This window comes from Nocardioides mangrovicus (genome assembly GCF_003674065.1).
In the GTDB taxonomy this organism is placed as follows: domain Bacteria; phylum Actinomycetota; class Actinomycetes; order Propionibacteriales; family Nocardioidaceae; genus Marmoricola; species Marmoricola mangrovicus.
In genome coordinates, this window is record NZ_RDBE01000001.1 from 213368 (window position 1) to 224513 (window position 11146).

The 11146-nt window shown below is 68.3% G+C and carries 13 protein-coding genes and 1 tRNA gene; all 14 read left to right on the top strand.

Annotated elements, in window-relative coordinates:
- Nucleotides 1-23: 23 nt before the first annotated feature.
- The 14 genes from D9V37_RS01035 (at nucleotide 24) to D9V37_RS01100 (ending at nucleotide 11144) form a co-directional block, all read left to right on the top strand.
- A tRNA-Trp gene (locus tag D9V37_RS01035) sits at nucleotides 24-96 on the top strand.
- A 51-nt stretch (nucleotides 97-147) separates the two neighbouring features.
- The gene (gene secE, locus D9V37_RS01040; RefSeq protein WP_232524672.1) at nucleotides 148-411 is read left to right on the top strand and encodes a preprotein translocase subunit SecE; all 264 of its coding nucleotides are present in this window, start codon (nucleotides 148-150) and stop codon (nucleotides 409-411) included.
- A 26-nt stretch (nucleotides 412-437) separates the two neighbouring features.
- Nucleotides 438-1337, top strand: a complete 900-nt coding sequence (gene nusG, locus D9V37_RS01045) for a transcription termination/antitermination protein NusG (RefSeq protein ID WP_158604335.1) — start codon at nucleotides 438-440, stop codon at nucleotides 1335-1337.
- Nucleotides 1338-1474: 137 nt separating this feature from the next.
- Nucleotides 1475-1903, top strand: a complete 429-nt coding sequence (rplK, locus tag D9V37_RS01050; protein WP_121804270.1) for a 50S ribosomal protein L11 — start codon at nucleotides 1475-1477, stop codon at nucleotides 1901-1903.
- Nucleotides 1904-2003: 100 nt separating this feature from the next.
- Nucleotides 2004-2717 (top strand): 50S ribosomal protein L1, encoded by a 714-nt coding sequence (rplA, locus tag D9V37_RS01055; protein WP_121804271.1) that lies wholly within the window; start codon nucleotides 2004-2006, stop codon nucleotides 2715-2717.
- 4 nt (nucleotides 2718-2721) lie between these two features.
- On the top strand, nucleotides 2722-3573 hold the full coding sequence (locus D9V37_RS01060) for a LolA-like protein (RefSeq protein WP_121804272.1): 852 nt from the start codon (nucleotides 2722-2724) through the stop codon (nucleotides 3571-3573).
- 249 nt (nucleotides 3574-3822) lie between these two features.
- Nucleotides 3823-4485, top strand: a complete 663-nt coding sequence (rplJ, locus tag D9V37_RS01065; RefSeq protein ID WP_121804273.1) for a 50S ribosomal protein L10 — start codon at nucleotides 3823-3825, stop codon at nucleotides 4483-4485.
- Between the two features lie 29 nt (nucleotides 4486-4514).
- Nucleotides 4515-4910, top strand: coding sequence for a 50S ribosomal protein L7/L12 (gene rplL, locus D9V37_RS01070; RefSeq protein WP_121804274.1), 396 nt, complete (start codon nucleotides 4515-4517; stop codon nucleotides 4908-4910).
- 248 nt (nucleotides 4911-5158) lie between these two features.
- Nucleotides 5159-6112, top strand: a complete 954-nt coding sequence (locus D9V37_RS01075; RefSeq protein WP_121804275.1) for an ABC transporter ATP-binding protein — start codon at nucleotides 5159-5161, stop codon at nucleotides 6110-6112.
- A 4-nt stretch (nucleotides 6113-6116) separates the two neighbouring features.
- On the top strand, nucleotides 6117-6902 hold the full coding sequence (locus tag D9V37_RS01080) for an MlaE family ABC transporter permease (RefSeq protein ID WP_121804276.1): 786 nt from the start codon (nucleotides 6117-6119) through the stop codon (nucleotides 6900-6902).
- A 3-nt stretch (nucleotides 6903-6905) separates the two neighbouring features.
- Nucleotides 6906-7733 (top strand): MlaE family ABC transporter permease, encoded by an 828-nt coding sequence (locus D9V37_RS01085; protein WP_121804277.1) that lies wholly within the window; start codon nucleotides 6906-6908, stop codon nucleotides 7731-7733.
- 17 nt (nucleotides 7734-7750) lie between these two features.
- Complete coding sequence (locus tag D9V37_RS01090) at nucleotides 7751-9103, top strand: MCE family protein (RefSeq protein WP_158604336.1); 1353 nt, start codon at nucleotides 7751-7753, stop codon at nucleotides 9101-9103.
- On the top strand, nucleotides 9103-10194 hold the full coding sequence (locus D9V37_RS01095) for an MCE family protein (protein ID WP_232524673.1): 1092 nt from the start codon (nucleotides 9103-9105) through the stop codon (nucleotides 10192-10194). The genes D9V37_RS01090 and D9V37_RS01095 overlap by 1 nt, the downstream gene beginning before the upstream one ends.
- Nucleotides 10191-11144, top strand: a complete 954-nt coding sequence (locus D9V37_RS01100; protein WP_121804279.1) for an MCE family protein — start codon at nucleotides 10191-10193, stop codon at nucleotides 11142-11144. The genes D9V37_RS01095 and D9V37_RS01100 overlap by 4 nt, the downstream gene beginning before the upstream one ends.
- The last annotated feature ends 2 nt before the right edge of the window (nucleotides 11145-11146 follow it).

Sequence of the window (11146 nt, forward strand, 5' to 3'; positions counted from 1 at the left end):
CTGATCCGGGCCAGACCCGCCGTAGGGCACTAGCTCAATTGGCAGAGCATCGGTCTCCAAAACCGAAGGTTGGGGGTTCAAGTCCCTCGTGCCCTGCAGAGCAGACCACCATCCACCGCGACCGCACGACGACGAAAGGGCAGTGGCGTGACCGACAGCAAGTCCCTGGGGTCCTCCAGCGGACGCTCCGCGCGCGGACGCTCGACGCCCACCGGTCGCGAGCGCACCAGCCCGGCGACCTTCTACCGCCAGGTCGTGGCCGAGCTGCGCAAGGTGGTCTGGCCGACCCAGCAGCAGCTGATCACCTACTTCATCGTGGTGGTCAGCTTCGTGCTGTTCTTCATGGCCGTGGTCTCGCTGCTCGACCTCGGCTTCGGCAAGGCGGTCTTCGCCCTGTTCGGGCACAAGTGACGATCGGAAAAGGTGACTCAGCAACCGTGTCGCAGTACGAAGAGGACCAGCACCCCGCGTCGGCCGAGGCCGAGGCGCTGACCGGGACGACCCCCGTGGTCGAGCCGGTCGTGGAGCTGCCCGACCTCGAGCACGCCGCCGACTCCGAGGGCGAGAGCGACGACGTCGTCCTGGGCGCCTCCGACGAGGAGCTCACCGACGAGGAGTCCCCCGAGGACCTCCTCGCCTCCGAGGAGGAGCACGTCGAGGAGCAGGAGGCCACCGATGCCACCGATGTCGCCGACGTGCCGGCCGACCCGATGGAGGAGTTCCGTCAGGCGCTGCGCGAGAAGCCGGGTGACTGGTTCGTCGTGCACACCTACTCCGGCATGGAGAACCGGGTGAAGGCGAACCTGGAGAACCGCACCACCTCGCTCAACATGGAGGACTACATCCACGAGATCGTGGTCCCCACCGAGGAGGTCGCCGAGATCAAGAACGGCCAGCGCAAGATGGTCAAGCGCACCGTGCTGCCCGGCTACGTCCTGGTGCGCATGGACCTGACCGACGAGTCCTGGGCCGCGGTGCGCCACACCCCGTCGGTCACCGGCTTCGTGGGTCAGAGCCACCAGCCGATCCCGCTGAGCCTGGACGAGGTCGAGGGCATGCTCGCCCCGGCCGTCCGCGCCGAGGCCGAGGCCGCTGCGGTGGCCGTCGCCGGCTCGGGTGAGGGCGGCACCACCACCACCGCCACCCCGCGCAAGCCCATCGAGGTGGCCGACTTCGAGGTCCAGGACTCCGTCATGGTCGTCGACGGCCCGTTCGCGACGCTCCACGCGACGATCACCGAGATCAACGCCGAGTCGCAGCGGGTCAAGGCCCTCGTCGAGATCTTCGGCCGGGAGACCCCGGTCGAGCTGTCCTTCTCGCAGATCGAGCGAGTCTGACTGAGCGCCGGTCGAGGAGGTCGCGCAGCGACCGTCTCGAAATCCCGCAAGGAACACAGCAGCCGGCACCACGGCTGACCAGCACATGTGGAAGGGGCACCAGCCCCGTCATCACCACGAGATAGAGAAGAGAAGCAATGCCTCCCAAGAAGAAGATCGCTGCCCTGGTCAAGGTGCAGCTCCAGGCCGGCGCAGCGACGCCGGCCCCGCCCGTCGGTACCGCGCTCGGTCCGCACGGCGTGAACATCATGGAGTTCTGCAAGGCGTACAACGCCGAGACGGAGTCCATGCGCGGCAACGTCATCCCCGTCGAGATCACGATCTTCGAGGACCGGTCGTTCTCGTTCATCACCAAGACCCCGCCGGCCGCCGAGCTGATCAAGAAGGCAGCCGGCCTGGCCAAGGGCTCCGGCGTCCCGCACAAGGAGAAGGTCGGCAAGCTCACGAAGGACCAGGTCCGCGAGATCGCCACCACCAAGCTCCCCGACCTCAACGCCAACGACGTCGAGGCCGCCATGAAGATCGTCGAGGGCACCGCCCGCTCCATGGGCGTCACCACCGACTGAGCGAGCGTCTCGACACCCAGCACCACCGAGTCATCGATCGCACAGTGGCAGGGCCGCGCTGGCCCGCATCACCACACCTGGAAGAGAAGAGAGACCAGACATGCAGCGCAGCAAGACCTACCGGGCCGCGGCCCAGACCATCGACGCCGACGAGCTGTACGCCCCGCTGGCGGCCATCAAGCTCGCCAAGGACGGCGCGAAGCGTAAGTTCGACGAGACCGTCGACATCGCCATGCGCCTGGGCGTCGACCCCCGCAAGGCCGACCAGATGGTGCGCGGCACCGTCAACCTCCCGCACGGCACCGGCAAGACCGCCAAGGTGCTGGTCTTCGCCGTGGGCGACAAGGCCGAGGCGGCCCGCGCCGCCGGTGCCGACGAGGTCGGCGGCGACGAGCTGATCGAGAAGGTCGGCGGCGGCTACCTCGACTTCGACGCCGTCGTGGCCACGCCCGACCTGATGGGCAAGGTCGGCCGCCTGGGCCGCGTGCTGGGCCCCCGCGGCCTGATGCCGAACCCGAAGACCGGCACCGTCACGCCCGACCCGGCCAAGGCCGTCACGGACATCAAGGGCGGCAAGATCGAGTTCCGCGTCGACCGGCACGCGAACCTGCACTTCATCATCGGCAAGTCCTCGTTCTCGCCCGAGCAGCTGGCCGACAACTACGCGGCCGCGCTCGAGGAGGTGCTGCGGCTCAAGCCCGCCAGCTCCAAGGGCCGCTACATCAAGAAGATCACGGTCTCCACGACCATGGGACCCGGTGTGCAGGTCGACCCGAACCGCACGCGCAACCTCTCCGTCGAGGACGAGGCGTAACACCATGCTGACGCGGGTCTCGGGACGCGTCGTCGCATCGCTGAGCGCCGCCGCGCTGCTCGCCCTCACCGCCGGTTGCGGCGGGGGCAGCAGCGACGGCGGCTCGTCCGCGTCGAGCGGCTCCAGCACCACGGCCGCCTCGCCGGACAGCAGCTCGTCGGGCAGCAGCTCGCCCAGCACCGTGAGCGCCGGCGGCCAGGGGCTGTCGAAGACCGACCTGTTCAGCCGGCTGCTGGCCGCGCAGCAGAAGGCCGGCAGCTACCACTTCACGCTCACCACCGGGGTCGCGGGCCAGACCGTCACCGGTCGGGGCAGCGCCGACACCTCGCGCACCCCGCCGTCGTCCCAGGTGGCGATCGGCGTCGCGAACCAGCAGTTCACCGCGCTGCAGGTCGCCGGCGTCTACTACTTCAAGGGCGGCCCGTTCGGCACGAGCAAGTGGCTCAAGATCGATCCGAAGGCGAGCAGCAACGGGCTCGGCGCGCTCGTCGGCCAGCTCGGCAGCAGCGACCCGGCCTCCGCGCTGGCCGCCCTGCAGGGCGCCGCGAGCGTCACCGAGAAGGGCAGCGCCCAGGTCGACGGCACGAGCACCACCGAGTACGACGTCACGGTCCCCAGCTCGGCGCTGGTGAAGTCCTCGGCCGTGTCCTCCCAGCTGCAGTCCGTGCTGCCGAAGCAGATCACCTACCAGGTCTTCGTCAGCAGCGACGACCTGTTGCGGCGGCTCTCCTCGAGCTACGCCGTCCAGGGCAAGCAGGCGACGACCCGCATCGACTTCTCCGACTACGGCGCGAAGGTCTCGATCTCCGCGCCCCCGGCGTCGCAGACGACCACCACCTTCACCCCGGGTGGCTAGGCCCGGGGCAGCGCGGGCGGATTTGGAGCCGACGGCGTGCTCCCCGTACGCTTGCCCCTCGTAACCGAAGACCGCCGGTCCCTCACCTGGTGAGGCGAAGGCTCCGCGACGCGGGCGACCAGCGCAGGTGACAGAGCCGAGCACCAGCTCCCGCGCCCTGTGGCCCGCGCTGTTCGATGAACACCGCGCCCGGGGCGCCTTCTCGTTCCTGCGGTCCTCACCTGTGACCACAGCGAGGGAAGGAGTGCCATGGCGACGTCTGAGAAGACCGCTGCGGTGGCCGAGATCGTCGAGGCGTTCAACGACGCCAGCGGTGCCGTCCTCACCGAGTACCGCGGCCTCACGGTCAAGCAGCTCAAGGACCTGCGCCGTTCGCTCGGCGAGAACGCCCAGTACTCGGTCGTGAAGAACACCCTCACCAAGATCGCGGCCAAGCAGGCCGGCGTCGAGGGTGTCGACGACCTGCTGGTCGGCCCGACCGCGATCGCGTTCATCAACGGCGACCTGGTCGAGGCGGCCAAGGGCCTGCGCGACTTCGCCAAGGCCAACCCGGCCCTGGTGATCAAGGGCGGCTACGTCGACGGCGCCACGCTCGACGCCGGCGAGATCGCCAAGCTGGCCGACCTGGAGTCGCGCGAGGTGCTGCTGGGCAAGCTGGCCGGCGCCATGCTCGCGTCGCTGAGCCAGGCCGTGTACCTGCTCAACGCGCCTCTGGCCCAGGCCGCCCGGCTGGCGGCCGCGCTGGAGGCGAAGAAGCAGGAGGAGGGCGGCCCCGAAGCCAGCCCCGAGGCCAGCACCGAGGCCAGCACCGAGGCCAGCACCGAGCCGGCCGAGGCGGCCGAGGCCACCACCGAGCCGGCCGAGGCCACCACCGAGGCCACCGAGTCAACCGAATCAACCCCTGAGGCCTGAGGGCCTCCCCAGAAGGAAGGAACGCCACCATGGCGAAGCTCAGCACCGACGAGCTCCTGGACGCCTTCAAGGAGATGACCCTCCTGGAGCTCAGCGAGTTCGTGAAGCAGTTCGAGGACACCTTCGGCGTCACCGCCGCCGCTCCGGTCGCCGTCGCGGCCGCGCCGGCTGCGGGCGGCGCTGCCGGCGGCGGCGACGCCGCTGCGGAGGAGCAGGACGAGTTCGACGTCGTCCTCGAGGCCGCCGGCGACAAGAAGATCAACGTCATCAAGGAGGTCCGCGCGCTCACCAGCCTGGGCCTCAAGGAGGCCAAGGACCTCGTCGAGTCCGCTCCGAAGGCCGTCCTGGAGAAGGTCAAGAAGGAAGACGCGCAGAAGGCCAAGGAGGCCCTCGAGGCCGCCGGCGCCACCGTCGCGGTCAAGTGATCTGACGAACGCATCTTCGAACGGCCGTCCCGCTGTGCGGGGCGGCCGTTCGGCATTCTCGGACGGCTCTCGATGCACAGGTGTGCACAAGCCCGCTCGCGGGTAGGGTCCCGGTTGGACTTTCGTCACACTCAGGCGCAGAATCCGCGTTACTTTACTCGCCGGTAATCGTTGAGACATCGGGCGGGACAGCGTCGCGGGGGAGCCGGAGCCACCCGCGTTCGTCTCGGAGGGAGCAGGCAAGCGTCATGGGCGTCGAGATCGAGATCAAGGACCTGACCAAGAGCTTTGGTCGGCAGCTGATCTGGGGCGATGTCACCTTGACCATCCCTGCCGGTGAGATCTGCGTGATGCTCGGCCCCTCCGGCACCGGCAAGTCGGTGCTGCTGAAGACCCTCATCGGGCTGCTCAAGCCCGACCGCGGCAGCGTCGTCATCGAGGGCGTCGACATCGCCAGCTGCTCGGAGCGCGACCTCTACGAGGTCCGCAAGCTGTTCGGCGTCCTGTTCCAGGACGGCGCCATGTTTGGCTCGATGAACCTCTACGACAACGTGGCGTTCCCGCTGCGCGAGCACACCAAGAAGTCCGAGTCCGAGATCCGCAAGATCGTCATGGAGAAGATGGAGCTCGTCGGCCTGGTCGGCACCGAGGACAAGCTCCCCGGTGAGATCTCGGGCGGGATGCGCAAGCGCGCCGGCATCGCCCGCGGGCTGGTGCTCGACCCCGAGATCATCCTCTTCGACGAGCCCGACTCCGGCCTGGACCCGGTGCGGACCTCGTTCCTCAACCAGCTGATCGTCGACCTCAACGCCCAGATCGACGCGACGTTCCTCATCGTCACCCACGACATCAACACCGCGCGCACGGTGCCGGACAACATCGGTCTGCTCTACCACAAGCACCTGGCCATGTTCGGGCCGCGCGAGATGCTGCTGTCCTCGGAGGAGCCGGTGGTCCGCCAGTTCCTCAACGCCCAGCGCGTCGGCCCGATCGGCATGTCGGAGGAGAAGGACGCCGACGAGCTCGAGGCCGAGAAGGACCAGGAGCTGCCGCCGCTGCCGCCGATCCCGATGCAGATGGAGCCCTCCAACGGCATCCCGCGGCGCAGCCAGCGCGAGCCCGGTTCCTGGTGCAAGGAAAACGGCGTCACGCCGCCCCCCGGGTCGTTCGAGGAGAACATGTCGATGGTGACGGAGGTCTGAGCCGATGTCGTCCTTGACTGCCTCGCGCGTGCTGGCTCCCATCGGGACCGCCGGCAAGCTGTTCGCGTTCGCCCTCGACGTCGCCAAGCAGCTGCCGCGCCGGCCGTTCCAGCTCAAGGAGTTCATCCAGCAGGCTTGGTTCATCGCCTCGGTGACGATCATCCCGACCGCGCTGGTCGCCATCCCCTTCGGCGCCGTGATCGCGCTGCAGGTGGGCGGCCTGATCAAGCAGTTCGGCGCGCAGTCCTTCACCGGCTCCGCCGCCGTGCTCGCCGTCGTCCGCGAGGCGGGCCCGATCGCCACCGCGCTGCTCATCGCCGGCGCCGGCGGCTCGGCCATCGCCGCCGACCTCGGCGCGCGGAAGATCCGCGAGGAGCTCGATGCGATGATGGTGCTGGGCATCGACCCGATCCAGCGGCTGGTCGTGCCGCGCGTGCTGGCCGCGATGATGGTGGCGGTCTTCCTCAACGGGCTGGTCAGCATCGTCGGCGTCATCGGCGGGTACTTCTTCAACGTCGTGCTCCAAGGCGGCACCCCCGGTGCCTACCTAGCGAGCTTCACCGCGCTCGCGCAGCTGCCCGACCTGTGGCAGGGCATGGTCAAGGCGCTGATCTTCGGACTCATCGCCGCCATCGTCGCCGCTTACAAGGGGATGAACGCCGGCGGCGGCCCGAAAGGCGTCGGCGACGCGGTGAACGAGTCCGTCGTCATCACGTTTCTGCTGCTGTTCGTCGTCAACTTCATCGTCACGGCCGTCTACTTCCAGCTCGTGCCACCGAAGACGGGCTGAGCCGTGGCGAGCATCCGCAGCATCTACACCAAGCCGCTGGGCACCCTGGACACCCTGGGCGCGCAGCTCTCCTTCTACGTCCGCGCGCTGACCTGGGCGCCGCGCTCGGTGCGGCGCTACAAGAAGGAGATCCTCCGGCTGCTGGCCGAGGTCACCTTGGGCTCGGGTGCGCTGGCCGTCATCGGCGGCACCGTCGGCGTCATCACCGGCCTGGCCTTCTTCACCGGCACCGAGGTCGGCCTGCAGGGCTACGCGTCGCTGAACCAGCTCGGGGTCGCGGCCTTCTCCGGGTTCGTCTCGGCCTACTTCAACACCCGCGAGATCTCACCGCTGGTGGCCGGCATCGCGCTGGCCGCCACGGTCGGCTGCGGCTTCACCGCGCAGCTCGGTGCGATGCGGATCTCCGAGGAGGTCGACGCCCTCGAGGTCATGGCGGTGCCCTCGCTGCCGTTCCTGGTCACCACGCGCATCATCGCCGGGCTGGTCGCGGTCACCCCGCTCTACATCGTCGGCCTGCTGGCCTCCTACTTCGCCACCAGGCTCACCGTCACGGCGTTCTTCCACCAGAGCGGTGGCACCTACGACCACTACTTCAACCAGTTCCTGCCACCGGGCGACGTGCTGTGGTCGTTCGGCAAGGTGCTGGTGTTCTCGGTCGTGGTGATCCTCATCCACTGCTACCACGGCTACAACGCCTCGGGCGGTCCGGCCGGGGTGGGCGTGGCGGTCGGTCGTGCCGTGCGGACCTCCATCGTGGCGATCAACGTCATCGACCTGTTCTTGAGCATGGCCATCTGGGGCGCCACGACCACCGTGCGGTTGGCGGGGTAGCGGCGATGCGCAACACCGTGCGGTACCGCACCCTCGGGGTGCTGTTCCTGACCCTCGTGCTGGTGGGGGTCTACTGCGTCTACGCCATCTTCGCCCAGAAGTTCACCAGCTTCACCGACGTCGCCCTGCACGCCGACAACTCGGGGCTGCAGCTGCCCGACCGGGCCGACGTGAAGGTGCGCGGCGACATCGTCGGCGAGGTCCGCAAGGTGGTCACCGACAAGAGCGGTGGCGTCACGATGACCCTGGGTCTGCAGCCCGACAAGGCCAAGCAGATCCCGGCCAACGTGTCAGCCTCGATCCTGCCCAAGACGCTGTTCGGCGAGAAGTACGTCTCCCTCGACATCCCCTCGCGGCCCTCGACCGCGCCACTGCGCACCGGCGACAAGATCACGCAGACCAAGCTGCCGATCGAGGTCGAGCAGGTCCTCAACGACATCTACCCGCTGCTGCGCACGGTGCAGCCGGTCGAGCTGAACTACACGCTCACCGCGCTCGCCACGGCGCTGGAGGGCCGCGGGAACCAGATCGGGGAGAACCTGCAGGTCCTCAACAACTACCTGATCAAGATGAACCCGAAGGTCCCGAAGCTGATCGCGGACCTCAAGCTGCTCACCAGCGTCTCCAACACCTACGCCGACGTGGCGCCCGAGCTGGGCCGGATCCTGCGCAACACCGTCAAGACCGGCAACACCCTGCTGACCAAGCAGCAGCGGCTGCACCAGTTCCTGCAGAGCACCACGGCCTTCTCCAACACCGCCACCGGGTTCTTGAACGCCAACGGCGACAACATCGTGCAGCTCGGCCAGCTCAGCGAGCCGACCGTCGCCTTGTTGCAGAAGTACTCCTCGGAGTTCCCCTGCATGCTCCAGGGCATCGTGAACCAGGCACCGAAGCTGGGCAGCACCTTCCGAGGCTTCATCTTCCACATCAACCTGCTCACGATCCCCAAGCAGCCCCGGCAGAGCGCCGCCAACCCGCTCGGCAACGGCTACGGCACCGCCGACGTGCCCGTCTACGCCGACACCCGCGGCCCCTACTGCGGCAAGCTCCCCAACCCGCCGTGGAACCCCTCGAACCCGTTCACGGCCATCCCCAACTTCAACGACGGCGTCGCCGAGGGCAACAACGACCTCAAGCGGGTGGCCCCCTCGGTGGACTCCGGCGCCACCAGCTCGAGCACCGCCGACTCCGGCACGACCACCGCCACCGCCGCCAACGTCAGCGGCAACCCGGCCGAGAAGGCGCTGATGACCTCGCTCGCCGCCCCCGTGCTCGGGGTGCCGGCCGACCAGGTCGGCGACGTCACCACGCTGCTCTTCGGCCCGCTCGCCCGCGGGTCGCAGGTGGACATGGAGGCGAGCAAGTAGTGGCCTCCCTGCTGGACAAGAAGACCCGCTCCGACGGGCTCAAGCTGCTGATCTTCATCGTCGTCACCAGCCTCGCCACCGGCGTGCTGGTGGTGCTGATCGGCAACTTCACCTTCGGCGCCAAGCGCACGTACAAGGCCGAGTTCGCCGACGCCACCGGGGTCACCAAGGGCGACGACGTCCGGATCGCCGGCGTCAAGGTGGGCAGCGTCAAGAGCATCGCCGTCTACCACCGCACCAAGGCACTGGTGACCTTCAGCGTCCTCGACGACGCCACCGTCACCCGCTCCTCGACCGCCACCATCCGCTACCGCAACCTGGTGGGGCAGCGCTACATCTCGCTCACCCAGGGCATCGGCGACACCTCGCGCCTGCCCGACGAGGCGATGATCCCGCTGGACCGCACCCAGCCCGCCCTCGACCTCACGGTGCTGCTCAACGGCTTCAAGCCGCTGTTCGCCGCGCTCTCGCCCAGCGACATCAACAAGCTGTCGTACGAGGTGATCCAGGTCTTCCAGGGCGAGGGCGGCAACATCGAGGGCCTGCTGGCCGACACCGCCTCGCTCACCCAGACGCTGGCCAGCAAGGACAAGGTCATCGGGGAGCTGATCGACAACCTCAACGCGGTGCTGAGCACCGTCGCCAAGCGCGACAATGAGCTGAGCTCGCTGATCGTGCGGTTGCGGCAGTTCGTCGGCGGCCTCAAGGACGACCGGCAGGCCATCCTGGGCTCGCTGGACAGCATCTCCGACCTCACCGACTCCACCGCCGGCCTGCTCACCGAGGCCCGCCCGCCGCTGGCCAACGACGTCACCCAGCTCAAGCGCGTCACCGCCAACCTCAACCAGGGTGCCCCCGAGCTCGACCGAGCGCTGCAGGTGCTGCCGATCAAGCTGACCAAGATCGGCCGGACCGCCATCTACGGCTCGTTCTTCAACTTCTACCTCTGCCAGCTCAACGGCACGATCCAGATCCCCAGCCAGCTGTCCGCCTTGCTCAACACCCTGCCGCTCAACGGCACCCTCGACGGCAACGACATCAAGCTGAGCGTCTTCAACAACACGGCGGCGAGGTGCTCCCTCAACCCATGAGCCTGCCCTTCCGCGAGCGCAACCCGGTGACCATCGGGCTGGTCTCGTTCGCCGTGATCATCTTGTTGATGCTGGCCGCCTTCAAGGCCGACCAGCTGCCGCTGATCGGTGGCGGCGACACCTACTACGCCAACTTCTCCGACGCCAGCGGCATCGTCGCCGGCAACGAGGTCCGCGTCGCCGGCGTCCGCGTCGGCAAGGTCAAGAGCGTCGACCTCTCCCACGGTCACGTCCGGGTCGCCTTCCAGGTGCAGGACAAGCTGGACCTCGGCGCCGACACCGCGGCCCAGATCAAGGTCAAGACGTTGCTCGGCTCGATGTTCTTGGCCCTCGAGCCGGCCGGATCGGGCCACCTGCAAGACGGCGCCACCATCCCGCAGAGCCGCACCAAGTCCGCCTACGACATCGTGCAGGCGTTCAGCGGGCTGGCCAGCCGCACCGAGAAGATCGACCTCGACCAGCTGCGCACCTCGCTCAATACCCTGGCCGGGGTCACCGAGAACACCCCCGAGGAGTTCCAGGGCACGCTCAAGGGCCTCTCCGACCTCTCGGCCAACATCGCGGCCCGCGACGACCAGCTCAACACGCTCCTGGCCAACGCCAAGTCGGTCAGCACGGTGCTCGCCGATCGCAACCAGGACGTCGTGAAGCTGATGAAGGACTCCGACGTGCTGCTGCGGGCGCTGGTCGCGCGGCGCGAGGCGGTGCACCGGCTGCTGGTCTCCACCAGCCAGCTCTCCACGCAGCTCTCCGGGCTGGTCAACGACACCAAGACCACCCTCAAGCCCGCGCTGGACAGCCTCCAGCAGGTGACCCAGCTGCTGCTGAAGAACCAGGACAACCTCGATTCTTCGCTGCGGCTGATGGCGCCCTTCTACCGGGTCTTCGCCAACACGCTCGGCTCGGGCCCGTGGTTCGACACCTACATCCAGAACCTCCCCCCGGTCTGAGC

Coding starts and splice junctions, on each gene's coding strand:
- rplJ (WP_121804273.1), top strand. CDS start 3,823: ATGGCGACGTCTGAGAAGACCGCTGCGGTGGCCGAGATCGTCGAGGCG.
- D9V37_RS01080 (WP_121804276.1), top strand. CDS start 6,117: ATGTCGTCCTTGACTGCCTCGCGCGTGCTGGCTCCCATCGGGACCGCC.
- D9V37_RS01100 (WP_121804279.1), top strand. CDS start 10,191: ATGAGCCTGCCCTTCCGCGAGCGCAACCCGGTGACCATCGGGCTGGTC.
- D9V37_RS01075 (WP_121804275.1), top strand. CDS start 5,159: ATGGGCGTCGAGATCGAGATCAAGGACCTGACCAAGAGCTTTGGTCGG.
- D9V37_RS01060 (WP_121804272.1), top strand. CDS start 2,722: ATGCTGACGCGGGTCTCGGGACGCGTCGTCGCATCGCTGAGCGCCGCC.
- rplK (WP_121804270.1), top strand. CDS start 1,475: ATGCCTCCCAAGAAGAAGATCGCTGCCCTGGTCAAGGTGCAGCTCCAG.
- rplL (WP_121804274.1), top strand. CDS start 4,515: ATGGCGAAGCTCAGCACCGACGAGCTCCTGGACGCCTTCAAGGAGATG.
- rplA (WP_121804271.1), top strand. CDS start 2,004: ATGCAGCGCAGCAAGACCTACCGGGCCGCGGCCCAGACCATCGACGCC.